Genomic DNA, 26,251 nt, shown 5'->3' with positions numbered 1-26,251 from the left:
CAGAGAACTGATCGTCAGCCGCGATGGCATTCAATCACTTACCAGCAGCCATGCACGACGCCTTGGAAGCATTGTCCGTCATGGCAGTGACACACTCGGTGCCGATGGCCAAGAATCACCGCCCCAGTCGTCCAGCCGGGGACATGGGCAACCGACCCTCCCCCGGCATGGTCCTCGACCGGCTCTCGTCGGGCGAGAGCCGGGCCGCGCGCATCACTCATACGGAGCACATGCCCGCCCGGGAGGGCCGTCATGCAGTCTGGCCGCACCGCATCCGTCCAGAAGTGATCGCGGCGATCGAGGCGGCCGGGATCGCGCACCCCTGGGCCCATCAGGCGGAGGCCGCCGAGCACGCCCTCGACGGCGAATCCGTGGTGATCGCCACCGGCACCGCGTCGGGCAAGTCGCTGGCCTACCTCGCCCCGGTCCTCAGCACCCTCCTGGACGGCGCGGAGGCCCCCAACGGTCGCGGGGCCACCGCCCTCTACCTCTCGCCGACCAAGGCCCTCGCCGCCGACCAGCGGCGCGCCGTGCGGGAACTCGCCGCCCCGCTCGGCAACCGGATCCGCCCCGCCGTCTACGACGGGGACACCCCGGTCGAGGAACGCGAATGGGTCCGGCAGTACGCGAACTACGTGCTGACCAACCCCGACATGCTGCACCGTGGCGTGCTTCCCTCCCACCCCAGGTGGGCCTCCTTCCTGCGCGCCCTGCGCTACGTCGTGATCGACGAGTGCCACACCTACCGGGGCGTCTTCGGCTCGCACGTCGCCCAGGTGCTGCGGCGACTGCGCCGGATCTGCGCCCGGTACGGCTCCGAGCCGGTCTTCCTCCTCGCCTCCGCCACCTCCGCCGACCCCGCCGTGGCCGCCGGCCGCCTCACCGGCCTGCCCGTCACCGAGGTCTCCGACGATGCCTCACCGCGCGGCGAGCTGGTCTTCGCCCTGTGGGAACCGCCGCTGACCGAGCTGCACGGCGAGCGCGGCGCGCCCGTGCGCCGCACCGCCACCGCCGAGACCGCGGACCTGCTGACCGACCTGACCCGGCAGGGCGTCCGCTCGGTCGCCTTCGTCCGCTCCCGGCGCGGCGCCGAACTGATCTCGGTGATCGCCCAGGAACGGCTCGCCGAGACCGACCGCTCCCTCGCCCGCCGCGTCGCCGCCTACCGGGGCGGCTACCTGCCCGAGGAGCGCCGGGCCCTGGAGCGGGCCCTGCACTCCGGCGAGCTCCTCGGCCTGGCCGCCACGACCGCCCTTGAGCTGGGCGTGGACGTCTCGGGCCTGGACGCGGTCCTGATCGCCGGCTATCCGGGCACCCGGGCCTCCCTCTGGCAGCAGGCGGGCCGCGCGGGCCGCTCCGGCGAGGGCGCCCTCGCCATCCTGATCGCGCGCGACGACCCGCTGGACACCTTCCTGGTCCACCATCCGGAGGCGATCTTCGACCAGCCGGTCGAGTCGACCGTCCTGGACCCCGACAATCCCTACGTCCTCGCCCCCCATCTGTGCGCCGCCGCCGCGGAGCTCCCGCTGACCGAACCGGATCTGGCGCTCTTCGGCCCGGCCGTCCCCGACCTGCTGCCCCAGCTGGAGGGCGCCGGTCTGCTGCGCCGCCGCTCCACCGGCTGGTACTGGACCCGCCGCGAGCGGGCCGCCGACCTCACCGACATCCGGGGCGGCGGCGGAAGCCCCGTCCGGATCGTGGAGGCCGGTACCGGCCGGCTGCTCGGCACCGTCGACGAGGCCGCCTCCCACACCGCCGTCCACGAGGGCGCCGTCCACCTCCACCAGGGCCGCACCTATCTGGTGCGGGAGCTCGACCTCAAGGACTCCGTGGCCCTCGTGGAGGAGGCCGTCCCGCCGTACTCCACCACCGCCCGCGACACCACCTCCATCGCCGTCCTCGACACCGACACCGAGATCCCCTGGGGAGCCGGCCGCCTCTGCTACGGCTCCGTCGAGGTCACCAACCAGGTCGTCTCGTTCCTGCGCCGCAGGCTGATCACGGGCGAGGTGCTCGGCGAGACCAAGCTCGACCTCCCGCCCCGCACCCTGCGCACCAGGGCCGTGTGGTGGACGGTCACGGAGGACCAGCTCGGCGCCGCCCGGATCACCCCGGAGATCCTCGGCGGCGCCCTGCACGCCGCCGAACACGCCTCCATCGGCATGCTGCCGCTGTTCGCCACCTGCGACCGCTGGGACATCGGCGGCGTCTCCGTACCGCTGCACCCCGACACCCTGCTGCCGACCGTCTTCGTGTACGACGGCCACCCGGGGGGCGCGGGCTTCGCCGAGCGCGCCTTCCACACGGCCCGAGCCTGGCTGACGGCCACCCGGGAGGCCATCGCCTCCTGCGAGTGCGAGGCGGGCTGCCCCTCCTGCATCCAGTCCCCGAAGTGCGGCAACGGCAACGATCCGCTCCACAAGCGGGGCGCGGTACGCCTCCTCACGGAGATCCTCCGGGAAGCTCCGGAGGTCCCGGGGGCCGAGGAAGCCCCGGAAGCGCAGGGGACCCAGGGGGGCCAGGAGGCGCAGGGGGGCCAGGGGGCTCAGGGGACCCAGGGGGCTCAGGGGACCCAGGGAGGCCAGGGGGCTCGGGGAGGCCAGGTCCACGGGCCACCGACTGAGCCGGCCCCGCAGGCCCCGCCCGCGACCTGACCTCCGGCCGGTAGGGGCCGCCCACGACGCGGGCGGTCACCTCGGCGACCTCACCCCGTACCGCGCACCGCAGCAGCTCCGCACGCTGCGCCGCGGCCACCCGGGAGGCGACGGCGCACGCCTCGGCCTCGCCCCACAGCGCCCGGTCGGCGGCGGCCAGAGCGGCCAGGTCCGCGGCCCCGCCGGCCCGGTGCCGGGCGGCCACCGCCTGTCCGAGCGCGAGCACCGCCGCGAACACCACGCACAGCGCACAGGCCGCGAACGCCACCCACACGGTCGCCGCACCCCGGTCGGACCGACCCGCGCCCCCGCCCGTGCCCCGGCCCGGCTCCGACGTCGTCACGGCGGGCCTCCGGGTTCCGGCCCTCCGGCCGCGCCGCCGCCGCCCCACGTGTCCTCCGCCAGGGCCGCCGCGTCCGCCCGAAGGGTGAGCCCCAGGCCCCGGGGGCCCGGCGCACTGGCCTCGACCGTCACCCGCCAGAGCTCCCCCGACCGTGTCACCGACACCCGGGCGCCCTCGGGCGCGGCGGACCGTGCGGCCGCCTCGGCGGATGCCACCGGCTCGGAGCGGGCCGCTGCCCGTGCCCCCGCGCGAGCCGCGTCCACACACCGGATCTGCGCGGCGGCCGCGGCCAGGCCCCAGAGCAGCGTCACCGTGAACAGCGCGAGGACGGGCAGCACCATCGCCGCCTCCACGGTCACGAACCCGCGGTCAGAACGACGCACCGAGCGCCTTCCCGATCACCGATTCGAGCGCCCCCGACACCGCCCCACTGGTCACGATCTTGTACAGGACCGCGGCGAAGCCCGCCGCGGCGATCGTCCCCACCGCGTACTCGGACGTGGTCATCCCCATGTCCCCGTGCGCGGCCTCCCGTCGCCTCCGCCACCAACCGCACACCGTCGCCCTGCCTGCCATGCCGACCTCCTCGAATCGTCGTGTCTCGCGTGTCTCGTCGTGTCTCGTTGTTTCGCGCCGTTCCCTGCCGTGCGCCGGCGTGCTCGCCGTCATCCGTCCAGGAGTCCCGTCGCGAGGCCGATCACCACCGGGGCCACCCCCACCGCCAGGAAGGCGGGCAAGAAGCAGAGCCCCACGGGCGCGCTGATCAGCACCTGCGCCCGGCGTGCCCGGGCCTCCGCCGTGCGGGCCCTGGCCGACCGCAGCGCTGCCGCGTGCCGGGCGACGCCCTCCGCCGCGGGCGCCCCCGAGGAACCGGCCCGTTCCATGCAGCGGGCAAGACCCGCGGCGCCCGGTATCGCGCCGAACCTCCGCCACACCTCGGCCGGTTCACCACCGAGGCGCAGTTCCGCCGCCGTACGGGTCAGGCGCTCGCCCAGTGGGCCGCCAAGGGACCGGCCGACGGCCTCCGCCGCCTCCGCTGGCCCGGCTCCCGCCGAGGCACAGGCCGCCAACAGATCGGCGGCGAGCGGAAGATGGCGTGCCGCCTCCTCGCCTTCGGCCGGCGGAGAGGCTCTCCGCGCCGCCGCCCGCCTCACCCCGGCCAGCATCAGGACACCGGCGAACAGACCGCCGAACGCCCCGAACAGCACCCAGCCGAGACCGAACGCCCCGACGGGCGCCACCCACTGGCCGGTCCACCGCGGCAGCCCTCGGCGGGCCTTCGGGAGCCGTGGCGCCGGCGCCGGGAAGAGGCCTCCCAGCCGTCGCCGCATGCCCCGCTCCCGGCGCCCGCGCGCCACCACCCGGACGGCCTGCGCGCAGCAGAACAGCGCCAGGACCACAAGACCCACCACTCGCCATTCACCGATCACGCCCGCTCCCCTCCTCGTACGATCCGCGCGGCCCACCACAGCCCGGCCGCCTCCAGAGCCCCGCCCACGACGAGGCAGCCCAGGCCGGCCGGAGTGTGCAGCAGCACCCGCAGCGGGTCGGCGCCCAGCGCCGCGCCGAGGGCGACCCCGGCCACCGGAAGCACCGCGAGCACCGCCACCGTCGCCCAGGCACCCGCCAGTTCGGCCCGCAGCCGCTCCCGCTGCTCTCGGTGGCCCCGCAGGGCCGCTTCGAGCCTGTCGAGCCCGGCGGCCAGTCCGGCGCCCCCGTCCACGGCCACCTGCCAGCACGCCGCCATGCCCGCGAGTCCCTCGGCGCCGTCCTGCCCGGAGGCCCTTCGCAGCACATCCGGTACGTCCCCGCCGAACCGGGCCGCCGCGAGCACCGCCGCCTCCTCGCCGCCCAACGCGCCCGTCTCCCTGGCCGCGAAGGCCAAGGCCTGCGCGGGCTGCCAGCCGGCTCTCAGCTCCCCGACGACCGCCCCGCACAGGGCCGCCACCCCCTCGGCCCGGGCCTCGCGTTCCTTCCGGCGCCCGGCCGCCCGCAGCCGCCGACCCACCAGCGGCACCGCGACCGCCCCCGCCACGAGCGGCAACGGCGACTCCCCGAGCAGCGCGAGGACCCCCGCCACCGGCAGACACAGCCACGCACGCCGTCCGCGCGCCACCGCCCACCACCGCGCGACCGTCCCCGGCCACGCCCCGCCCGGACCACCAAGACGACCCAGTCGATCAAGACCGCCGAGACCACCGAGACCACGGGAGTCGCCGGCGGCACCACGGGCCCCTTCCCCGCCCCCGCCGCCACGCTCGCCGGGTCCACCCCGTACGAACACGGCCCGCGCCCTGCTCACCCCGCGCCGCCGCTCGACCGCCCACCACAGCGCGAGACCCGCGCAGAGCGCCGCCGCTCCCTGGGTCAAGCCCTGTACGGAAACCGGATCCACCGTCACCACGCTTCCCCTCCGATCAGCGACCGCAGCCGCTCCCAGCCCCGCTCCCGCTCGAACCCGGTCGCACTCCACCGGAGCGCGGGAACCGTCCGTACGAGGCCGTCGCGGTCCCGCTCAAGGACGTGCACCTCTGCGATCCGCCGCCGCCCGTCCCGGTCACGGGCGAGGTGCAGCACGACCGAGAGGCCGGCGCCCAGCTGGCTGTGCAGGGCGGCCCGGTCGAGCCCGGCCGCCGTCCCCAGGGCCTCGAGCCGCGCGGGTACGTCCGCCGCCGTGTTGGCATGGACCGTCCCCGAGCCGCCTTCGTGGCCCGTATTGAGGGCGGCGAGCAGGTCCACGGCCTCGCCGCCCCGGACCTCGCCCACCACCAGCCGGTCGGGCCGCATGCGCAGCGCCTGGCGGACCAGGTCCCGCAGGGTCACCAGGCCGGCGCCCTCCTGGTTCGCGGGCCGTGCCTCGAGTCGCACCACATGGGGGTGGTCGGGCCTCAGTTCCGCCGAGTCCTCGGCGAGGACGATCCGCTCCCGCTCTCCCACCAGGCCGAGCAGGGAGGCGAGCAGGGTGGTCTTCCCCGTCCCCGTGCCGCCGCTGACCAGGTACGACACCCGGGCGTCGATCAGGGCGCGCAGGATGGGGGCGCCGCCCGGCGGCACCGTGCCCGCCGCCGCGAGCTCCTCCAGGGTGAAGGCGCGGGGCCGCACGACCCGCAGCGACAGACAGGTCGAGCCGACCGCCACGGGGGGCAGCACGGCGTGCATCCGGGTGCCGTCGGGCAGCCGCGCGTCCACCCACGGCCGCGCGTCGTCGAGTCTGCGTCCGGCCACCGCCGCGAGCCGTTGGGCGAGCCTGCGCACGGCCGCCGCGTCGGGGAAGGACACGGGGGCCCGTTCCAGCCCGGCGCCCCGGTCCACCCAGACCCGGTCCGGCGCCGAGACCAGGACGTCGGTGACGGCGGGGTCGGCGAGGAGCGGTTCGAGCGGGCCGGTGCCGATCAGTTCGCACCTCAACTCCTCTGCGGCGCCCAGTACTTCCGCGTCGCCGAGCAACCGCCCCTGGGCGCGCAGCGCCGCCGCCACCCGAGCCGGGGTGGGATCGGAACCGCTGGCCGCGAGGCGCTGCCGCACGGCGTCGAGCAGCCCCGCGCCGCCACCCGCGTTCCCCGTCCCGGTCATGCCGCACCGCCGGGGCCCAGGGCGCACGCCCAGAAGGCGTCACAGAACCGTCCGAGCGGCCCACGGGGCTCGGCGCCCGGCGGTACGCCCGCGTCCTGGTCGGCCACGATCCCCGGGTCGTAAGGGAGTTCACCGGCGAGTGGCAACCGCAGCGCGTCGGCGACCCAGCAGTCGTCAAGGCCCGCCGCGTACGGTCCGCGGACCACGGCCCGCAGATCGCGCACGCTCAGGGCGAGGGTCGAGGCCACCCGGTGGGCCGCCGCGACGGCCCTCAACTCCCCTGGTACCACGATGAGTCCGAGGTCGAGCTGGGCCAGGGTCTCGGTGGTCGCCGCGTCGGTTCCGCGCGGCAGGTCGACCACCACGACACCGCCACGGCGGCGGGCCGCGGCGAGCACGGACCGGACGGCCTCGGGCGGGACGGGTGCCGTGGGCTCCCTGCCCCAGCTGAGCACCCGGACCCCCCGCAGGGACGGCAGGGACTCCTCGAGGGCACCGCCGGCCAGACGGCCCTTCGAGGCCGCGAAGTCGGGCCATCGTCTGCCCTCCTCGCGTTCCCCGCCGAGCAACACGTCGAGCCCCCCGCCGAGCGGGTCGCCGTCGACGAGCAGGGTGCGCCGCCCGGTCCGCGCGGCGCCGAGCGCGAGGCCGCACGCCAGGGTGGAGGCTCCGGCGCCCCCTCGCCCGCCGACCACCCCGACGGTCAGCGCCTGCCGGCCCACGCCCTCGGCCGCGTCGGCGATGCGGTCGACGAGGAGACCTTCGGCGTCCGGCAGCCGCAGCACGCACTCCGCGCCGATCTCGACGGCCAGCCGCCACACCCCCGGGTCGTCCCGGTCGCGGCTGACGAGGAGGGTCCCCGGGCGGCGCGCCGCTCCCCGGCAGCGGGGCGCCGCGTCGTCGCCGACCAGGACGAGCGGCGGGTCGGTCCAGCTCGCCCGTCGCTCCGGCACCCGGTGGTGCACCTCGGGCTCGACTCCGGCCGCGGCGCACAGCCGCAGGAGGTCGTCGAGCAGGCCGAGGTCCTCCGTGACGATCAGCGGGCCCGCGCGGCGCGGCTCGTCGGCACCGGGCATCGCCGCCCCGCTCGGCGGCGAAGTCCGCGCCGTCCCCCTGGCCCCGGACGTCCTGGATGCCTCCATGACACCCACCCCTCTCGTGATTCCTGCCGTTCGCGAACTTCGCGACAGGAATCACCGTGGGGCCGTGCCGAGAATCCTGCGGATCTCACCGAAAAACTGGGGATATCCGAAGCCCTGTGAATATCTTCGTCACTCCTCCTGGGGACTGTCCGGAGCGCAGCCTGCCCGTTACCGTGAGTGATGAATCGAGAGCGTGACCGGGCATCGGTCGCGTCGCGGCCTCAGGCCGGAAGGAAGGGAGCGGACGATGTCGCACAGCGCCAAAACGGCTCCGGACATGCGACGACCCCCGCCGGGGGGGAGAGCGGGGGTCGTCTTTCCGGCCGACTCGGGGGGGGAGGAGCCGGACCGGGTTAGCACGGTCGCGAACGATCCGTGACTTCCATGGTGTACCCGAGAGCCTTCTCAGGCAAACCCACGCGCCCCAGCGTACGCCGAATGGCGGGCACCTATGCTCAGGCTTGTGGAAAACCACTCCTTGCCGCGCACAGCCGCCTTCTTTGACCTGGACAAGACGGTCATTGCGAAGTCCTCGACGCTGACCTTCAGCAAGTCCTTCTACCGGGGAGGACTGATCAGCCGCCGCGCCGCCCTGCGGACGGCCTACATCCAGTTCGTCTTCCTGGCGGGCGGGGCCGATCACGACCAGATGGAGCGGATGCGCGAATATCTTTCCGCGCTCTGCAAAGGCTGGAACGTCGCCCAGGTGAAGGAGCTCGTCGCCGAGACCCTTCACGACCTCATCGACCCGATCATCTACGACGAGGCGGCCTCCCTCATCGAGGAGCACCACGCCGCCGGCCGTGACGTCGTGATCGTCTCGACCTCCGGCGCCGAGGTCGTCGAGCCGATCGGCGAGATGCTCGGGGCCGACCGCGTCGTCGCCACCCGCATGGTGGTCGGCGAGGACGGTTGCTTCACCGGTGAGGTGGAGTACTACGCCTATGGACCGACGAAGGCCGAGGCGGTCCGGGAGCTGGCGAAGTCGGAGGGCTACGACCTCGCGCGCTGCTACGCCTACAGCGATTCGGCGACCGACGTCCCCATGCTGGAGGCCGTCGGCCACCCGTACGCGGTCAATCCCGACCGGGCCCTGCGCCGCGAGGCCGCGGCCCGGGAATGGCCGGTTCTCGCCTTCGAGAAGCCGGTACGGCTCAAGCAGCGGCTGCCCGGATTCCGGATGCCGCCACGGCCCACGCTCGTCGCGGCGGCGGCCGTCGGTGCGGCGGCCGTCGGGGCCGGGCTCGTCTGGTACGTCTCCCGTCGCCGACAGGCCGCTCTCGCCCATCGGCTCGCGGATGACTTTGCCCGAATTTGAGCAATAAGCAGAGAAGTGGAGCCAGCACTTTCGCTTCCACGCCGACAGGAGTAGAAAGGAATCAGGCCCGCGAGACCGAGGACATCCGAGAGGATCACCTGTTGAGCATGAAGGCCCCACGGACCTAGCACTGAAACCGGGCACCCACGCGACGTCGACCCGTCGATTACGGGCCAGCCGCACCAGGCCACGGGCAAAGTTCCCGGCCTGATGGGCACATATCGAGGACGCTTGGTAACTGGGTGGACGTGCCAGCGGCGGTACCAGAACTGGTACCGCCGCAACCCTGTTCAGGGCTGTTTTTCCCAGGCCGGACCAGGCCGGACCCTTCCCAGGCCGGACCCTTCCCGGGCCGGGCCCTCCTCAGGCCGCGCCGCGCTGAAGCGCCTCGCAGACGGCGGTCGACTCGCGGACACCCAGCTCGACCGCACGCCCGCAGTGCGCGATCCAGCCGCCCACACCCTCCGGGGTCCCCGACAGGTACCCCTCGAACGCGGCGAGATACGCGGCACGCCCCTGCTCCGCGTGGCCGACCTCCGCCGGGCAGATCGCCTTGGGGTCGAGACCGCTGCCGACAAGCGCGATCCGCTCCGCCGCCCGCGCCACGAGACCGTTGTACGAGGTGAAGGGGCGCAGTGCGAGCAGTTCGCCGTGCACCACGGCGGCCGTCACGAGCGCCGGGGCCTCGCCGCCCGCGACGATCAGCTCGGCGAGGCCGTCGAGCCGCCCCGCGACCTCCGCGGGGGACGGCGGCGGGGTGTCGATCAGCGGTTCGTCGACCGCCTCGCCCTCCAGCCGGGGCCGGCCCACCGCATCGCCCTGCTCGCCCGCGGCGACCAGGTGGAGTCGGGCGAGCACGCGCAGCGGAGACTGGCGCCAGATGGAGAGCAGCTGCCCGGCCTCGGCGCCGAGCCGCAGGGCGGCTCCGACCGTGCGGGCCTCGGGGTCGGCGCCGAAGTCGGTGCGCCGCCGGACCTCTTCGAGGGCCCAGTCGGCACCGGAAAGGGCGGCCGAGCCGCGGGCGCCGCGCAGGGCCGCCTCGGACGAGATCTCGTTGCTGCGGCGGCGCATCACACGGTGGCCGTAGACCCGGTCGACGGCCTTGCGTACGGAGTCCACCGCGTCGGCGACGCCCGGCAGGGAGCCGAGGGCGGCCAAGGGGTCAGAGGCGTGCGTACTCATAAGTAGGGAGGCTACGCGCCCCGGGGCTCCACCCCACGATGGAGTGGTCTTCTTCACGCACCTTGACCACGCGATGCGTTCATGCCACTACCCTAGGTGAACATGAAGATCGCTTTCGTGGGGAAGGGCGGCAGCGGGAAGACCACGCTGTCCTCGCTCTTCATCCGCCACCTCGCCGCCAACGAAGCCCCGGTCGTCGCCGTCGACGCCGACATCAACCAGCACCTCGGCGCCGCGCTCGGCCTGCCCGACGCGGAGGCCGCCGCGCTGCCCGCGATGGGCGCGCACCTGCCGCTCATCAAGGAGTACCTGCGGGGCACCAATCCCCGGATCGTCTCCGCCGACACGATGATCAAGACGACGCCGCCCGGGGAGGGTTCACGGCTGCTGCGGGTCCGCGAGGAGAACCCGGTGTACGAGGCCTGCGCCCGGCCGGTCCGGCTCGACGACGGCGAGATCCGCCTGATGGCGACCGGCCCCTTCACGGAGTCGGACCTCGGGGTCTCCTGCTACCACTCGAAGGTCGGAGCGGTGGAGCTCTGCCTCAACCACCTGGTCGACGGGGCCGACGAGTACGTGGTCGTCGACATGACCGCGGGGTCGGACTCCTTCGCCTCCGGCCTCTTCACCCGCTTCGACATGACCTTCCTGGTCGCCGAGCCAACCCGCAAGGGCGTCTCGGTCTACCGCCAGTACAAGGAGTACGCCCGGGACTTCGGCGTCGCGCTCAAGGTCGTCGGCAACAAGGTGCAGGGCGAGGACGACCTCGACTTCCTGCGCGCGGAGGTCGGCGACGACCTGCTGGTGACGGTGGGCCACTCGGACTGGGTCCGCGCGATGGAGAAGGGCCGCCCGCCCCGCTTCGAGCTCCTGGAGGCGGAGAACCGGATGTCGCTCCAGGCCCTCCAGGACGCGGCGGACGACTCGTACGCCCATCGCGACTGGGAGCGCTACACGCGCCAGATGGTCCATTTCCACCTCCGCAACGCGGAGAGCTGGGGCAACGCCAAAACCGGGGCCGACCTGGCGGCGCAGGTCGACCCCGGCTTCGTACTGTCCGAAGGGCTCAGCGCCGTTCAGCCGGTCTGACGCGGAGCTCGGTGCGGTTCGGCCGGTCCGAGGCACGACTCAGCGCCGTTCAGCCGGTCTGACGCGGGGCTCAGTGGCGTTCAGCCCCTCCGGCCGCCGGCTTGGCGCCTGTCGCCGGGGCCGCCGGCCGGGGGGCGAGGAAGTTCGCCCAGCCGGCCGGCGGGGCCTCGCCGACCTTCAGGGTGCGCATCTTCGCGATGACGTCCGGGTCCTGGGCGTCGAGCCAGTCGGCGAGCTGGCGGAAGGACACGCACTTGACGTCCTTCTGCACGCACACCGTCGCGATGGTCTCCTCGATGGCCCGCATGTACGTGCCGCCGTTCCAGGACTCGAAGTGGTTGCCGATGATGACCGGCGCCCGGTTGCCCCGGTAGGAGCGCTCGAAGGCCTGCACCAGGCCGTCTCGCATCTGGTCGCCCCAGTACCGGTGCTGGGACGGATCGCCCTGGGTCGTCCCGGGAGACTGGTTGACCAGGAAGTTGTAGTCCATGGCGAGCGTCTGGAAGGAGCGGCCGGGGACGGGCACGAGGTGCATCGACAGGTCCCAGAGGCCCAGGTCCTTCTTGGGCCAGATCTGGTCGTTGACGCCGCTCGTGTCGTAGCGGAAGCCCATCTGCGCCGCCGCGCGGACGAAGTTCTTCCGGCCTTCGAGGCACGGCGTGCGGGCGCCGACGAGTTCCTTGTCGTAGTCGAAGGGCAGCGGCTGCTCGGCGCGCAGGCCCGCGTTGGTCTTCCAGTTCTTGACGAAGGACTTGGCCTGGTTGATCTCGCTCTTCCACTCCTCGACCGACCAGTTACCGACACCGCCCTCCTTCCCGCAGAAGTGCCCGTTGAAGTGAGTGCCGACCTCGTTGCCCTCCAGCCAGGCGCCGCGCAGTTCGCGGACGGTGGCACGGATGCCCTCGGTGTCGTTGAATCCGATGTCGGAGCGCCCGGCACTGTGCTGCGGCGGTTCGTAGAGCTTCCGCTTCTCCTCGGGCAGCAGGTACACGCCACTGAGGAAGTACGTCATGGTGGCGTCGTACTTCTTGCCCACGGACCGGAAGTGGGAGAAGAGCTTCTGACTGTCCTCGCCGGCGCCGTCCCACGAGAAGACGACGAACTGCGGCGGGGTCTCGCCCGGCTTGAGGCGCTGCCAGACGGGCTGGTGGGGCTGGGCGCCGGTGAAGGCCGTGGAGCCGTCGCCGATCAGCCGGACCGCGTTCGGCGGGGCCGCGGCCGGGCCCTTCTTGGCGCCCGCACCGCCCTGCGCGCCCTCCTTGGCGGTGCCGTCGGAGCCCGAGCAGCCGGCGAGGCCGGTGATCAGGGCGACGGCGAGGGCGCCGGCGGCGAGCGCCTTCCTCTGGGCAGTGGTCCTTCTCCCGGCGGCTGTCATCCGCCCACCTCTCCTCGGTTCGGTACGGGCGGCGTCAACGTCGCACCACGACGGCCGGGGAGATGAAACGACAAGCGGCAATCCGTGCGTCTATCACCGGAACCGGTGAATCATTGCCCTGTTTGCCCCGAAAATAATGCCGGAGACTTTACTCTCCATTACGATCCATTTACCGAGCGTTGATCCTCGTCCATGCGGGGACCCCGCTCGGATCCCGCCGCTGCACGCCGTGACCCACGGCCGCGAGCCCCCATGTTCGTCCCGCACGAACCGCGACCGCGCTGCCCCGGAGGAGACGGGAATGACCCTCTGCACCCCCGCCCGCACCACGACCCGGCCCCGAGTCCAGCGGCCTCACAGCCCGCCGGACGGACCCCGCCGCTTCCGAATCGCCGGAGCCGACCTCTCCGCCTCCGTCGCCGTCTTCCTGATCGCGCTGCCCCTCTCGCTCGGCATCGCGCTCGCCACCGGAGCCCCGCTCCAGGCCGGCCTGGTCGCCGCCGCCGTCGGCGGCCTCGTGGCCGGCCGCTTCGGCGGCTCCCCGCTCCAGGTCAGCGGCCCCGCCGCCGGACTCACCGTCGTGACCGCCGAGCTCATCCAGCTGTACGGCTGGCGCACCACCTGCGCCATCACCGTCCTCGCGGGTCTCGCCCAGCTCGGCCTCTCCGCCCTCCGGGTGGCCCGGTCGGCGCTCGCCGTGTCGCCCGCGATCGTGCACGGCATGGTGGCCGGCATCGGCGCGACCATCGCTCTCGCCCAGCTCCACATCGTGCTCGGCGGGACCCCGCAGAGCTCCGCCGTCGACAACGTGCTCGGGCTTCCGGCCCAGTTGGCCGACATCCACGCGGCGGGGCTCGCCGTCAGCGCCCTCACGGTGGCCGTGCTGCTGTGCTGGCCCCGGCTGCCGGGCCGCGCCGGCCGCCTCGTACGGAAGGTGCCGGCCGCGCTCGTCGCGGTGGCCGGGGCGACGGCCGTGGCGACCGTCGCCGGGCTCGCCGTACCCCGCGTCGACCTGCCGTCCTGGAGCAGCCACGCGCTGCCGGGCCTGCCCGAGGGCCCGGTGCTCGGCATCGCGGCCGGCGTACTGACGATCACCCTGGTCACCAGTGTGCAGTCGCTGCTCTCGGCCGTGGCCGTCGACAAGCTGGTCGCCGCCCGCCCGGACGGCGGCCGGGGCGTGCCGCGCTCGGTCCTCGACCGCGAGCTCGCCGGCCAGGGCGCGGCCAACGTGGTCTCCGGGGCGCTCGGCGGACTGCCGGTCGCCGGGGTCGCGGTCCGCAGCGTCGCCAATGTCTCGGCGGGCGCGGTGAGCCGGGCGTCCACGATGCTGCACGGTCTGTGGATCGTGCTCGCGGCCCTGCTGCTCGTTCCCGTGATCGACCTGATCCCGCTGCCCGCGCTCGCCGCCCTCGTGATGGTGGTCGGCATCCAGATGGTCAGCATCACCCACATCCGTACCGTCACCCGGCACCGCGAGGTCGTCGTCTACGTGGTGACACTCTCCGGTGTCGTCCTCGTCGGCATCCTGGAGGGCGTCGCCCTGGGCATCGCCGTGGCCATCTCGGTCTCCCTGCACCGGCTGGCCCGCACCCGGATCACCCGCGAGGACCGGGACGGGCGTCACCTCCTGCACGTCCGGGGCCAGTTGACGTTCCTCGCCGTGCCCCGGCTGAGCCGGGCCCTGCACCAGCTGCCCCACGGTTCCGACGTCGTGGTCGAGCTGGACGGTTCGTTCATGGACCACGCGGCCTACGAGACGCTGAGCGACTGGACCGCCGGCCACCTCGCCCACGGCGGCACGGTCGAGACGACGGGCCCCTCCGGCGCCCGGATCGCCGAGCCGGCCCCCGCCGACGACTCGGCCGCGCACGGCTGCTGCCGTCCCTGGACTCCCTGGCACAACCACCAGTGCGGCGAGCAGCCGGCCGACCGTCCCGACCTGGACGCGGAGCCGGCCGAGCCCCGGCGGGCGCCGGGCCTTCATCTGGCGAGCGGCATCGGCCAGTTCCAGCGGAACACGGCCCCGCGGGTACGGGAGGAGCTGGCACGGCTCGCCCGGGAGGGCCAGCGGCCCTCGCAGCTCTTCCTGACCTGCGCGGACTCCCGTCTGGTCACCAGCATGATCACGTCGAGCGGACCGGGTGACCTGTTCACCGTGCGCAACGTCGGCAATCTCGTCCCCCTCCCCGGCGAGGAGAGCGGCGACGACTCGGTGGCGGCGGCGATCGAGTACGCGGTGGAGGTCCTGCGGGTCAGCTCGATCACCGTCTGCGGCCACTCCGGCTGCGGTGCGATGCAGGCCCTCCTGAACGCCGGGCCGGACGACCCGCCGACCCCGCTCCGCCGCTGGCTGCGCCACGGCCGGCCCAGCCTGGAGCGGATGGAGAGCCGGAGACACGCCTGGGCCCGAATCTCCGGGCGGCTTCCGGCCGACGCGGTCGAGCAGCTCTGCCTGACCAATGTGGTCCAGCAGCTGGAGCACCTGCGGGCGTACGAGCCGGTGGCGCGCCGCCTCGCCGACGGCGACCTCACTCTGCACGGCATGTACTTCCACGTGGGCGAGGCGCAGGCGTACCTGCTGGCCGGGGCGGACGAGGTGCACAGCTACGACGACGTGTTCACCCAGGTCATGCCGACGGGCCCGATGGAGACGGTCCGCGTGTCCTGAACCTTCCGGCTCCCCGGCCGGAGTCCGCGCGCCCTGAACCTTCCGGCTCCCCCGTCCGTGAGACTGTGTGGCCCCTTCTGCCACCGCTCGGGAAACCACCCGGGAAGAACTCGGGAACACCGCCCGGGACGAAGGGGCCCCCGCCCATCATTCGCCCCACAGGTCTAAACCAATTGCCCGGATGCTCTTGTCACCCGGGCATCTGACTGATGAGCTATGACGCTATGACGCGGGACACATACGCACAGAGGACGCCCTGGGAAAGGGAGATGTCGTGAGCAACGAAAGCCTGGCCAATCTGCTTCGGGAAGAGCGTCGGTTTCCGCCGCCCGCCGAGCTGGCCGCGCACGCCAACGTGACGGCGGAGGCGTACGAGCAGGCCAAGGCGGACAGGCTGGGCTTCTGGGCCGAGCAGGCCAAGCGCCTGACCTGGGCCACCGAGCCGACCGAGACCCTCGACTGGTCGAACCCGCCGTTCGCCAAGTGGTTCGCCGACGGCGAGCTGAACGTGGCGTACAACTGCGTCGACCGCCACGTCGAGGCCGGTCACGGCGACCGCGTCGCCATCCACTTCGAGGGCGAGCCGGGCGACAGCCGCGCGATCACCTACGCCGAGCTCAAGGACGAGGTCTCCAAGGCGGCCAACGCCCTGACGGAGCTCGGTGTCCGCAAGGGCGACCGGGTCGCCGTCTACCTGCCGATGATCCCCGAGGCGGCCATCACGATGCTGGCCTGCGCCCGTGTCGGCGCCGCCCACTCAGTGGTGTTCGGCGGCTTCTCGGCCGATGCCGTGGCCTCCCGCATCCAGGACGCCGACGCCAAGCTGGTCGTCACCTCCGACGGCGGTTACCGCCGGGGCAAGCCGAGCGCCCTCAAGCCGGCCATCGACGAGGCCGTCGCCAAGTGCCCGCAGGTCGAGCATGTCCTCGTGGTGCGCCGTACGGGCCAGGAGACCGCGTTCACCGAGGGCCGTGACGTGTGGTGGGACGACATCGTCGCCCGCCAGTCCGCCGAGCACACCCCGGAGGCCTTCGAGGCGGAGCACCCGCTCTTCATCCTCTACACCTCGGGAACCACGGGGAAGCCGAAGGGCATCCTGCACACCTCCGGTGGCTACCTCACCCAGGCCGCCTACACCCACCACGCCGTCTTCGACCTCAAGCCGGAGAGCGACGTCTACTGGTGCACCGCCGACATCGGCTGGGTCACCGGGCACTCGTACATCGTCTACGGCCCGCTGGCCAACGGCGCGACGCAGGTCATGTACGAGGGCACCCCGGACACCCCGCACCAGGGCCGGTTCTGGGAGATCGTGCAGAAGTACGGCGTCACGATCCTCTACACGGCGCCGACCGCGATCCGTACGTTCATGAAGTGGGGAGACGACATCCCCGCCAAGTTCGACCTGTCCAGCCTCCGTGTGCTCGGCTCGGTCGGCGAGCCGATCAACCCCGAGGCCTGGATCTGGTACCGGGAGCACATCGGCGCCGGGAAGACCCCGATCGTGGACACCTGGTGGCAGACCGAGACCGGCGCGATGATGATCTCGCCGCTGCCGGGCGTCACCGAGACCAAGCCGGGCTCCGCGCAGCGCCCGCTGCCGGGCATCTCCGCCACCGTCGTCGACGACGAGGCGAACGAGGTGCCGAACGGCGGCGGCGGTTACCTGGTCCTCACCGAGCCGTGGCCGTCGATGCTCCGCACCATCTGGGGCGACGACCAGCGCTACATCGACACGTACTGGTCCCGCTTCGAGGGCAGGTACTTCGCCGGTGACGGGGCCAAGAAGGACGACGACGGCGACATCTGGCTGCTCGGCCGGGTCGACGACGTCATGCTCGTCTCCGGGCACAACATCTCGACCACCGAGGTCGAGTCGGCCCTCGTCTCGCACCCGTCCGTGGCCGAGGCGGCCGTCGTCGGCGCCGCCGACGAGACCACCGGCCAGGCGATCGTCGCGTTCGTGATCCTGCGCGGTACGGCGAGCCAGGACGACGGACTCGTCGCCGAGCTGCGCAACCACGTCGGCGCGACCCTCGGCCCGATCGCCAAGCCGAAGCGGATCCTGCCGGTGGCGGAGCTGCCCAAGACCCGCTCGGGCAAGATCATGCGCCGCCTGCTGCGCGATGTCGCCGAGAACCGGGAGCTGGGCGATGTCACCACGCTGACCGACTCCTCGGTGATGTCGCTCATCCAGACCCAGCTGCCGGCCGCTTCCAGCGAGGACTGACCCCCGGCCGTACGTCGTGGACGCCCGCCCCGAGCTCCTGGGGGCGGGCGTTTCCGTAGGGCGTTTCCGTAGGGCGTTTCCGTAGGGCGTTTCCGTAGGGCGTTTCCGTAGGGCGTTTCCGTAGCCACACCCAACGGGACGAAAAGGGCAAAGCTCCCTAGAGTAAGTCCCGCCGGACACGACCCGTGCTCGTTAGGTAAAGTAAAGACCGCGTCAGTGACGCGACAAGAAGAACCTAGGTGCGCCGGGAAGTCTGGTCGGCATGAGCTTCGCCCTGCCCACCAACCGGAGGTTCCCCCGTGGCCGCGCCCGCACCCACCGACCGTGACGACCGCAAGCGGGACGACCGCAAGTTCCTCGGCCGCCTCTCCCTGCCCGAGCGGCGCTACCTCGCCGACGCCCTGCGCACCGAGACCGTGGGCGGCGTCCTGCTCCTCGTCGCCGCCGTCGCCGCCCTCGTCTGGGCCAACACCCCGCTGAGCGACAGTTACGAGTCCGTCAGCGACTTCCATCTGGGCCCCGCCGCCCTCGGCCTCGACCTGTCGATCCAGCACTGGGCCGCCGACGGCCTCCTCGCGGTCTTCTTCTTCGTCGCCGGCATCGAGCTCAAGCGCGAGCTCGTCGCGGGCGAGCTGCGCGACCCCCGGGCCGCCGCGCTCCCCGTCATCGCCGCGCTCTGCGGCATGGCCGCGCCCGCCCTCGTCTACGTCCTGGTCAACGCCGTCGGCGACGGCTCGATGGACGGCTGGGCCGTGCCCACCGCGACCGACATCGCGTTCGCGCTCGCCGTCCTCGCCGTCATCGGCACCTCACTGCCGTCCGCGCTGCGCGCCTTCCTGCTCACCCTCGCCGTCGTCGACGACCTGTTCGCGATCCTGATCATCGCGGTCTTCTTCACCAGCGACCTGAACTTCGCCGCGCTCGGCGGCGCCTTCGCCGGACTGGTCCTCTTCTGGCTGCTGCTCCGCAAGGGCGTCCGCGGCTGGTACGTGTACGTGCCGCTGGCCCTGGTCATCTGGGGCCTGATGTACAACAGCGGCGTCCACGCCACCATCGCCGGCGTCGCCATGGGCCTGATGCTGCGCTGCAGCACCCGCGAGGGCGAGCAGCACTCCCCCGGCGAGCACATCGAGCACCTCGTGCGCCCGATCTCGGCCGGCCTCGCCGTACCGCTGTTCGCGCTCTTCTCGGCCGGTGTGAGCATCTCCGGCAAGGCGATCGGCGACGTCTTCACCCAGCCGGTCACCCTCGGCGTGGTCCTCGGCCTGGTCGTCGGCAAGGCCGTCGGCATCTTCGGCGGCACCTGGCTCGCCGCCCGCTTCACCAAGGCCGAACTCAACTCCGACCTTGCCTGGCCCGACGTGTTCGCCGTCGCCACCCTCGCCGGCATCGGCTTCACCGTCTCGCTCCTCATCGGCGAACTCGCCTTCGAGGGGGACGCCGCCCTCACCGACGAGGTGAAGGCCTCCGTCCTCATCGGCTCGCTCATCGCGGCCGTCCTCGCCTCCGTCCTGCTGAAGCTGCGCGTCCGCACGTACCAGGCGCTCTGCGCGGCCGAGGAGCGCGACGACGACCAGGACGGCATCCCCGACATCTACGAGGAGGACGACCCGGAGTACCACCTGCGCATGGCCGGGATCTACGAGAAGAAGGCCGCCGAGCACCGTGAGCGCGCCCGAGCGGCGGGGGCACCGCGCGACGGGGCCGACCGTCCGGCATGATCTGAGTCGGACCGCGTAGAAGAGAACCCGGACCGCAGAAGAGAAGAGGGAGCACCGATGAGCGACCCGTTCTACGGAACCGAGCGCAGCCTCGGCCAGCTGGTCGCCTCGGCGACCGCCGAGATGTCCGCGCTGGTGCACGACGAGATCGCCCTGGCCAAGGCCGAGATCCGACAGGACGTCAAGCGCGGCGCGATCGGCAGCGCGGCGGGCGGCGCGGCGGCGGTCGTGCTGCTGTTCTCGCTGCCCATGCTGAGCTTCGCACTCGCGTACGGCATCAACACCTGGACCGGCGGGCACAACGGCAACGGGGGGTGGAACCTCGTCTGGTGCTTCCTCCTCTCCTTCGCGGCGAACGTGCTGCTCGCGGGTCTTCTCGCGGTGATCGCCGTCGCCAAGTTCAAGAAGGTCAAGCCTCCGGAGAAGTCCATCGCCTCGGCCAAGCAGACGGCGGCGATCATGCAGAACGCGAAGCCGCACCCCCGTCCGGAGCAGGACAAGGCGCTGGAGAAGGCGCTGGACAGGTCTCCCGCTGTGGCACGCTCGTCCGTATGACCCTTCCCGAGAGCAACGGCAACGGCGGCCCCGTACGGCTCGACGGGCCCTGGACCCATCGCGACGTGGCCGCCAACGGCGCCCGCTTCCACATCGCCGAGATGGGCGACGGCCCGCTGGTGCTGCTGCTGCACGGCTTTCCGCAGTTCTGGTGGACCTGGCGCCATCAGCTGCCCGTCCTCGCCGAGGCCGGGTTCCGGGCGGTCGCGATGGACCTGCGCGGCGTCGGCGGCAGCGACCGCACGCCCCGGGGTTACGACCCCGCCAACCTCGCCCTCGACATCACGGGCGTCATCCGCTCCCTCGGCGAGCCGGACGCGGCGCTCGTCGGGCACGACCTCGGCGGGTACCTCGCCTGGACGGCGGCCGTGATGCGGCCCAAGCTGGTGCGTCGGCTCGCGGTCTCCTCGATGCCGCACCCGCGCCGCTGGCGCTCGGCGATGCTCTCCGACTTCGCCCAGTCGCGGGCCGGTTCGCACGTCTGGGGCTTCCAGCGGCCGTGGCTGCCGGAGCGTCAGCTCGTCGCCGACGACGCGGCGCTTGTCGGGGAGCTGATCCGGGACTGGTCGGGTCCCCAGCCCCGTGGCGCGGCGGACGACGAGGCGGTCGAGGTGTACCGGCGGGCGATGCTGGTGCCGTCGACGGCGCACTGCTCGATCGAGCCGTACCGCTGGATGGTGCGCTCGCTCGCCCGCCCGGACGGCATCCAGTTCAACCGGCGCATGAAGCGGCCGGTGCGGGTGCCGACGCTCCATCTGCACGGCTCCCTCGACCCGGTGATGCGGACCCGGAGCGCGGCGGGGTCGGGCGAGTACGTGGAGGCGCCCTACCGCTGGCGGCTCTTCGACGGTCTCGGTCACTTCCCGCACGAGGAGGACCCGGTGGCCTTCTCCACGGAGCTCGTCAACTGGCTGAAGGACCCCGAGCCCGACCGCTGACGGCCCGTCGTCCCCGGAGGCGTACAGACTTCCTTCGAACGGCCATGTGCCCCGCGCATACTCCGATTGGCGGGCCCCCGGGAGGTTACCGACCTTGGGCCACGGGCAGACGTCGAAGTATGGGCTGGACGCACGACTACGGTGACACGACTGCACGCAACCGCCGCTCGGCCGCCGCGCCGAGTTCTCGCGAGGGGGGTGGACCGCCGGACGCCGGCGGCTCGCACGCCGTGCAAGAGGTGGGGATCTCGCTCATCCTCCGCCGCCGGGCCCGCTGGGTCTCGGCCCGGCTCCGGCATCCCCGCGACGCCCCCTAGGGGACGTCGGGCTTTGGCACATGCCGCGACGCCCCCTAGAGGGCGCAGGCCTGGGTGTCGACCTGCTGGGCGGCGGTCCGGCCGCGCTCGATGTCCTCGCGGATCTCGTCGACCGTCAGGGCGTAGCCGGTGTTCGCGTCGTCGAGGGAGCGGGCGAAGATCACGCCGTACACCTCGCCGTCCTCGGTGAGGAGCGGACCGCCGGAGTTGCCCTGGCGGACCGTCGCGTACAGCGAGTACACGTCCCTGCGCACATCGCCACGGCGGTAGATGTCGGGTCCGTCCGCGTGGATACGGCCCCGGACGCGCGCCGAGCGCACGTCGTACGAGCCGTTCTCGGGGAAACCGGCGATGATCGCGCCGTCGCCGCTCCTGGCGTCGTCGTCGGCGAAGACGAGCGGCACGGCCTTGAGGTCCGGCACGTCCAGGACCGCGATGTCGCGCTGCCAGTCGTAGAGGACGACCTTGGCGTCGTACAGCTTGCCCTCACCGCCTATCTGCACGGTCGGCTCGTCGACGCCTCCGACGACGTGGGCGTTGGTCATGATCCGGCGGTCGGCGAAGACGAAGCCGGTGCCTTCGAGGACCTTGCCGCAGCTCTGCGCGGTGCCGACGACCTTCACGATGGAGCGCTGGGCGCGCGCGGCGACCGGGCTGTCCACGAGCGCCGGGTCGGGCGGTGGGACCGGGGTGATCGGCTCGTCGGCGAACGGGCTGAAGACCGGGGGGAAGCCGCTGCGGGCCAGGGTGGAGCTGAAGTCGTCGAACCAGCGCGACGCCTGATCCGGCATCACCTCTTCCACCCCGAGGAGCACCTTGGAGCTCCGTACCTCCTTGCCCACGGTGGGCATGGAGGTCTCGGCGAGCGCCGAGCCGATCAGCCAGGCCACGAGCAGCATCGCGACGACGTTGACCAGGGCACCTCCCGTGGCGTCGAGGGCGCGCGCGGGTGACCACGTGATGTGGCGGCGCAGCTTGTTGCCGAGGTGGGTGGTGAAGGCCTGGCCGACCGAGGCGCAGACGATGACGATCATCACGAAGACGATCGTCGCCGTGGTCGAGACCTCGCTGTTGTCGGTCAGCTGGTTCCACAGGACCGGAAGCAGCAGAACGGCGACGAGACCGCCGCCGAGGAAGCCGATCACCGACAGGATGCCGACCACGAATCCCTGGCGGTAACCGATGATCGCGAACCACACGGCGGCGAGCAGCAACAAGATGTCCAGCACGTTCACCGTCAATTGCCTCGCAGATTCGTTTCCGGTCGCCGGGGTTCAGCCTGTCATGACCGCCAGTCGAGCGGGACCTGCCGGGACCGGTCCCAGGGCCGCTCCCAGCCGGAGAAGTGCAGCAGCCGGTCGATCACGCCGGCGGTGAAACCCCAGACCAGAGCGGACTCGACCAGGAACGCCGGGCCCCTGTGGCCGCTCGGATGGACCGCCGTCGCGCGGTTCGCGGGATCCGTGAGATCCGCCACGGGGACGGTGAAGACCCGGGCGGTCTCTCCGGGGTCGACGACCCCGACCGGGCTGGGGGTGCGCCACCAGCCGAGGACCGGGGTGACGACGAAGCCGCTGACCGGGATGTAGAGCCGGGGCAGCACCGCGAAGAGCTGGACGCCGGCCGGGTCGAGCCCGGTCTCCTCCTGGGCCTCGCGCAGGGCCGCGCGCAGGAGCCCGCCGTCCGCCGGGTCGCCGTCCTCGGGGTCGAGGGCGCCACCGGGGAACGAGGGCTGGCCCGCGTGGGAGCGCAGGCTGCCGGCCCGCTCCATGAGGAGCAGCTCGGGGCCGCGCTTCCCCTCGCCGAAGAGGACGAGGACGGCGGACTGCCGCCCGGCGCCGCTGGCGGGCGGCAGGAAGCGGCTCAGCTGCTCGGGCGCGACCGTGCGGGCCGCCCGGTCGACGGGCCCCAGCCAGTCGGGCAGCCCGTCGCGGCTGAGCAGTCCGTGGGCGCCCTCGCCGTGGACATCGTCGTGGCGGACGTCGCCGTCGCGGACGTCCTCGCCGTGGATCTCTTCGTCAGTGCGCGTCATAGGCACCCCCGTTTTCACAACGCCATCGATGGACGGGTTCGTTCCCCGGGCCCTCCGGGGCGGCACGGGCTCAGTCGCCCGCGCCCAGCGGGGGCGCCGGGCGGCCGGGGTAGCCGGGCGGCGGGCTGAGTCGCTGGCCGGGGAAGCCGCCCTTCTCGTACTTGAGCAGCTTCCGCGCCTTCTCGGGGTCGGTCTCGCCTTCTCCGTACGAGGGGCAGAGGTGGGTGATCGGGCAGGCGCCGCAGGCCGGCTTGCGGGCGTGGCAGATCCGCCGGCCGTGGAAGATCACCCGGTGCGAGAGCATCGTCCACTCGCTCTTCGGGAAGATCTCGGCGACCTCGGCCTCGATCTTCACCGGGTCGTCGGACTCGGTCCACTTCCAGCGCCTGGCCAGCCGCATGAAGTGGGTGTCCACGGTGATGCCGGGGACCCCGAAGGCGTTCCCGAGGACGACGAAGGCGGTCTTGCGGCCGACGCCCGGGAGCTTGACGAGGTCGTCGAGGCGGCCGGGCACCTCGCCCCCGAAGTCGTCCCTGAGGGCGGCGGCGAGGCCCATGATCGACTTGGTCTTGGCGCGGAAGAAGCCGGTGGGGCGGATGAGCTCCTCGACCTCCTCGGGCACGGCGGCGGCGAGGTCCTCGGGCGTGGGGTACTTCGCGAAGAGGGCGGGGGTGGTCTGGTTGACCCGCAGGTCCGTCGTCTGCGCCGAGAGGACCGTGGCGACGAGCAGCTCGAAGGGGTTGCGGAAGTCGAGCTCCGGATGGGCGTACGGGTAGACCTCGGCGAGCTCGCGGTTGATCTTGCGGGCGCGACGGACCATCGCGAGGCGCGACTCGGGCTTGGGGGGCTTGGCGGCCCTGGCAGCCTTGACCGGCTGGGCGGCCGTGACCGGATCGGCGGGCTTGGCGGCCTTGCCCGGCCTGGGCGACTTCACGGACGCGAGGGCATTCCCCGGCTCGGTGGACTTCACGGGCACGGCTGCCTTTCCCGGCTCGGCGGACTTCACGGGCGCGGCCTTCCCCGGCTCGGTGGACTTCGCGGGCTTCCGATTCGCGGCTTTTGCCCGCTTCGACACGCCGCGTTCGCCCACGGCGGAATTACCTTCGGCGGACACTCTTCCAGCCCCCTTGGCCTGCGCTCTCACCGGCGAGTTGGACACCCGGCCAGCCTAGAGCGCCCCACCGACATCCGCCCCGGTCGTGGCCGATCAGCCCCCAATCGGGCCCCTGACGTACGGACGGGCGGCGCGGTACGTCAAACTTGTTGTGATTGATCGCACTGTTGTGTACGTCCGGCATCATGGGACGCAGGTCCCTGAGCTGGTCGACAGTATGGAGAGAACTCGTGGACGACGTTCTGCGGCGCGCCCCGCTCTTCGCGGCGCTCGATGACGAGCAGGCTGCCGAGCTGCGCGCCTCGATGAGTGAGGCGACGCTCGCCCGTGGCGACGCGCTCTTCCACGAGGGCGACCCCGGCGACCGCCTGTACGTGGTGACCGAGGGCAAGGTGAAGCTGCACCGCACCTCCCCCGACGGCCGGGAGAACATGCTGGCCGTCCTCGGCCCCGGCGAGCTCATCGGCGAGCTGTCGCTGTTCGACCCGGGCCCGCGCACCGCGACCGCGACCGCGCTGACCGAGGTCAAGCTGCTCGGCCTGGGCCACGGCGACCTCCAGCCCTGGCTGAACGCCCGCCCCGAGGTCGCCACCGCGCTGCTGCGCGCGGTCGCCCGCCGCCTGCGCAAGACCAACGACCAGATGTCCGACCTGGTCTTCTCCGACGTGCCGGGCCGTGTCGCCCGCGCGCTCCTCGACCTGTCGCGCCGCTTCGGCGTGCAGTCGGAGGAGGGCATCCACGTCGTCCACGACCTCACCCAGGAAGAGCTGGCCCAGCTGGTCGGCGCCTCCCGCGAGACGGTCAACAAGGCGCTCGCCGACTTCGCCCAGCGCGGCTGGCTGCGCCTGGAGGCCCGCGCCGTGATCCTCCTCGACGTGGAGCGCCTCGCGAAGCGCTCGCGGTAGACCCCGCAGCACCGCCGTACGTGAAAGGGCCGCCCGGCCATCGGACCGGGCGGCCCTTTCAGCTACGTACGGACCGTCGGTCAGCGCTTGGAACCGTCCACGATCACCGGGGCCGAGGCGCCGTTCGCGCAGGGCACGGTGTAGATCGGGTTCTTCGCCGCGGCCTCCTTGAACGCGTCGATGCACTGGTTCATCAGGACCTTGTCCGTCAGCGAGTCGTTGAGGATCTTGTTGGCGCGGGCGATGCCCTCCGCCTCGATCCGGCGCCGGTCGGACTCGGCCTGGGCGGTACGGGCGGCCTCGAGGGCGCGCTCGGTCGCCTGCTGCTGCTGGATCTTCCGGTCGATCTGGTTCTGGAGGGCCTCCGAGGGCTTCACGTTCCGCAGGTTGACCGTGGTCACGTCGATGCCGCGCGGGGCCAGGCGCTCCTTGATCAGGTCGCCGATCTCGGCGTTGATCTTCTCGCGGTCGGTGGCGTACCCCTGCTCGCTCGTGTAGCGGGCGAAGACGTTACGGACGATCTCCCGGCTGTCGGGGTAGACGAGCCGCTGCTGGATGGCGTCCTCGCTGCCCGCGAGCTTGTACAGCTCGACGGACTTCGACGGGACGACGGCCCACTTGACCGTGACCTCGACGTACATGACACCGCCCTGCGAGGAGCGGACCTCGACGACGTCCTTGTCGGAGAGGTTGAGGTCGACGGGGCGGGTGGAGAAGGTCGTGACGTCGGTGAAGGGCGACTTCACGTGCATGCCGGAGGTCATGGGCGAGCCGACCTTGCCGAAGGCCACCGGCACACCGACCTCGTACGCGCTGATCACGTACGTCATGCTGACGACCAGCGAGAAGAGGCCGGCGACCACCGCGCCGACGGCGCCCAGCTTCAGCCCCTTCGAGTCGTTGGAGCGGGCGACGAAGTAGAGCACCACTGCGGCGATGAGCAGCAGGATGGCGATGACGAACACGGGCGTTCCCCCCCGAAAGCTACGGCCAGAAGTAAGCGGAGCGTAAAGCACGGGTCAAGAACGCCGCAGGGGCGGGGTCCGCCTCGGGACAGGATCGTGACGTCTCCAGGACCGGGCCCGGCCGGTCATG

Annotated in this window: 22 protein-coding genes and 1 pseudogene; 10 read left to right on the top strand and 13 right to left on the bottom strand. The window is 72.5% G+C overall.

The features are described from left to right. Positions 1–23 precede the first annotated feature (23 nt). Positions 24–2,654: a DEAD/DEAH box helicase gene (locus ACZ4VK_RS33435; protein ID WP_468360594.1), complete on the top strand. Its 2,631-nt coding sequence runs from the start codon at positions 24–26 to the stop codon at positions 2,652–2,654. A 40-nt stretch (positions 2,655–2,694) separates the two neighbouring features. Here ACZ4VK_RS33435 and ACZ4VK_RS33430 read toward each other — a convergent pair. The 7 genes and pseudogenes from ACZ4VK_RS33430 to ssd all read right to left on the bottom strand — a co-directional run. After that, positions 2,695–2,928 (bottom strand): annotated as a pseudogene (locus ACZ4VK_RS33430) (Rv3654c family TadE-like protein); the annotation flags it as partial. A gap of 65 nt (positions 2,929–2,993) precedes the next feature. Next, positions 2,994–3,380 carry a TadE family type IV pilus minor pilin gene (locus ACZ4VK_RS33425; protein WP_468360591.1) on the bottom strand — a complete coding sequence of 129 codons (387 nt, stop codon included), beginning with the start codon at positions 3,378–3,380 and terminating at the stop codon, positions 2,994–2,996. Continuing rightward, complete coding sequence (locus tag ACZ4VK_RS33420) at positions 3,367–3,510, bottom strand: DUF4244 domain-containing protein (RefSeq protein ID WP_468360899.1); 144 nt, start codon at positions 3,508–3,510, stop codon at positions 3,367–3,369. The genes ACZ4VK_RS33425 and ACZ4VK_RS33420 overlap by 14 nt, the downstream gene beginning before the upstream one ends. 152 nt (positions 3,511–3,662) lie before the next feature. Then, complete coding sequence (locus ACZ4VK_RS33415; RefSeq protein WP_468360896.1) at positions 3,663–4,424, bottom strand: type II secretion system F family protein; 762 nt, start codon at positions 4,422–4,424, stop codon at positions 3,663–3,665. After that, complete coding sequence (locus tag ACZ4VK_RS33410) at positions 4,424–5,368, bottom strand: type II secretion system F family protein (RefSeq protein ID WP_468360588.1); 945 nt, start codon at positions 5,366–5,368, stop codon at positions 4,424–4,426. The genes ACZ4VK_RS33415 and ACZ4VK_RS33410 overlap by 1 nt, the downstream gene beginning before the upstream one ends. A gap of 26 nt (positions 5,369–5,394) precedes the next feature. After that, on the bottom strand, positions 5,395–6,570 hold the full coding sequence (locus ACZ4VK_RS33405) for a TadA family conjugal transfer-associated ATPase (protein ID WP_468360585.1): 1,176 nt from the start codon (positions 6,568–6,570) through the stop codon (positions 5,395–5,397). Then, positions 6,567–7,712: a septum site-determining protein Ssd gene (gene ssd, locus ACZ4VK_RS33400; RefSeq protein WP_468360582.1), complete on the bottom strand. Its 1,146-nt coding sequence runs from the start codon at positions 7,710–7,712 to the stop codon at positions 6,567–6,569. Before ssd ends, ACZ4VK_RS33405 begins: the two co-directional genes overlap by 4 nt. Positions 7,713–8,163: 451 nt before the next feature. Here ssd and ACZ4VK_RS33395 point away from each other — a divergent pair, with 451 nt between their 5' ends. Continuing rightward, the gene (locus tag ACZ4VK_RS33395; protein WP_468360580.1) at positions 8,164–9,030 is read left to right on the top strand and encodes an HAD-IB family hydrolase; all 867 of its coding nucleotides are present in this window, start codon (positions 8,164–8,166) and stop codon (positions 9,028–9,030) included. 363 nt (positions 9,031–9,393) lie between these two features. Here ACZ4VK_RS33395 and ACZ4VK_RS33390 read toward each other — a convergent pair whose 3' ends face one another. Beyond that, the gene (locus ACZ4VK_RS33390) at positions 9,394–10,212 is read right to left on the bottom strand and encodes a Fic family protein (RefSeq protein WP_468360578.1); all 819 of its coding nucleotides are present in this window, start codon (positions 10,210–10,212) and stop codon (positions 9,394–9,396) included. A gap of 102 nt (positions 10,213–10,314) precedes the next feature. On the opposite strand from ACZ4VK_RS33390, the gene ACZ4VK_RS33385 reads away from it, so the two are divergent. Continuing rightward, positions 10,315–11,301 (top strand): ATP-binding protein, encoded by a 987-nt coding sequence (locus ACZ4VK_RS33385; RefSeq protein ID WP_468360575.1) that lies wholly within the window; start codon positions 10,315–10,317, stop codon positions 11,299–11,301. 70 nt (positions 11,302–11,371) lie between these two features. Here ACZ4VK_RS33385 and ACZ4VK_RS33380 read toward each other — a convergent pair whose 3' ends face one another. Next, on the bottom strand, positions 11,372–12,676 hold the full coding sequence (locus ACZ4VK_RS33380) for a polysaccharide deacetylase family protein (protein WP_468360572.1): 1,305 nt from the start codon (positions 12,674–12,676) through the stop codon (positions 11,372–11,374). 301 nt (positions 12,677–12,977) lie between these two features. Here ACZ4VK_RS33380 and ACZ4VK_RS33375 point away from each other — a divergent pair, with 301 nt between their 5' ends. The 6 genes from ACZ4VK_RS33375 (at position 12,978) to ACZ4VK_RS33350 (ending at position 21,105) form a co-directional block, all read left to right on the top strand. Next, entirely contained in the window at positions 12,978–15,344 is a 2,367-nt protein-coding gene (locus tag ACZ4VK_RS33375) for a SulP family inorganic anion transporter (protein ID WP_468360569.1), read from the top strand. Positions 15,345–15,618: 274 nt separating this feature from the next. Further along, a complete protein-coding gene (gene acs, locus ACZ4VK_RS33370; RefSeq protein ID WP_468360566.1) occupies positions 15,619–17,574 on the top strand; it encodes an acetate--CoA ligase in 1,956 nt (651 codons plus the stop codon). Between the two features lie 299 nt (positions 17,575–17,873). After that, on the top strand, positions 17,874–19,295 hold the full coding sequence (gene nhaA / locus ACZ4VK_RS33365) for a Na+/H+ antiporter NhaA (protein ID WP_468360563.1): 1,422 nt from the start codon (positions 17,874–17,876) through the stop codon (positions 19,293–19,295). 57 nt (positions 19,296–19,352) lie between these two features. Next, positions 19,353–19,850: a phage holin family protein gene (locus tag ACZ4VK_RS33360; RefSeq protein ID WP_468360560.1), complete on the top strand. Its 498-nt coding sequence runs from the start codon at positions 19,353–19,355 to the stop codon at positions 19,848–19,850. After that, positions 19,847–20,788, top strand: coding sequence for an alpha/beta fold hydrolase (locus tag ACZ4VK_RS33355; RefSeq protein WP_468360557.1), 942 nt, complete (start codon positions 19,847–19,849; stop codon positions 20,786–20,788). Before ACZ4VK_RS33360 ends, ACZ4VK_RS33355 begins: the two co-directional genes overlap by 4 nt. A gap of 119 nt (positions 20,789–20,907) precedes the next feature. Continuing rightward, positions 20,908–21,105 carry a hypothetical protein gene (locus ACZ4VK_RS33350; RefSeq protein ID WP_468360554.1) on the top strand — a complete coding sequence of 66 codons (198 nt, stop codon included), beginning with the start codon at positions 20,908–20,910 and terminating at the stop codon, positions 21,103–21,105. 35 nt (positions 21,106–21,140) lie between these two features. Here the strand turns inward: ACZ4VK_RS33350 and ACZ4VK_RS33345 are convergent, their stop codons facing one another. The 3 genes from ACZ4VK_RS33345 to nth form a co-directional block, all read right to left on the bottom strand. After that, a complete protein-coding gene (locus ACZ4VK_RS33345; protein WP_468360551.1) occupies positions 21,141–22,340 on the bottom strand; it encodes a MarP family serine protease in 1,200 nt (399 codons plus the stop codon). Positions 22,341–22,387: 47 nt separating this feature from the next. Further along, positions 22,388–23,137, bottom strand: coding sequence for an NUDIX hydrolase (locus ACZ4VK_RS33340; RefSeq protein ID WP_468360548.1), 750 nt, complete (start codon positions 23,135–23,137; stop codon positions 22,388–22,390). Positions 23,138–23,207: 70 nt separating this feature from the next. Beyond that, positions 23,208–24,227: an endonuclease III gene (gene nth / locus ACZ4VK_RS33335; RefSeq protein ID WP_468360545.1), complete on the bottom strand. Its 1,020-nt coding sequence runs from the start codon at positions 24,225–24,227 to the stop codon at positions 23,208–23,210. Positions 24,228–24,481: 254 nt separating this feature from the next. On the opposite strand from nth, the gene ACZ4VK_RS33330 reads away from it, so the two are divergent. Beyond that, positions 24,482–25,156, top strand: coding sequence for a Crp/Fnr family transcriptional regulator (locus ACZ4VK_RS33330; protein WP_015034542.1), 675 nt, complete (start codon positions 24,482–24,484; stop codon positions 25,154–25,156). An 80-nt stretch (positions 25,157–25,236) separates the two neighbouring features. Here ACZ4VK_RS33330 and ACZ4VK_RS33325 read toward each other — a convergent pair whose 3' ends face one another. Continuing rightward, positions 25,237–26,121 (bottom strand): prohibitin family protein, encoded by an 885-nt coding sequence (locus tag ACZ4VK_RS33325; RefSeq protein ID WP_468360542.1) that lies wholly within the window; start codon positions 26,119–26,121, stop codon positions 25,237–25,239. Positions 26,122–26,251: the final 130 nt, after the last annotated feature.

The organism is Streptomyces sp. NPDC028711, assembly GCF_055565415.1.
This window is presented reverse-complemented; position numbering and strand designations above follow the sequence as displayed.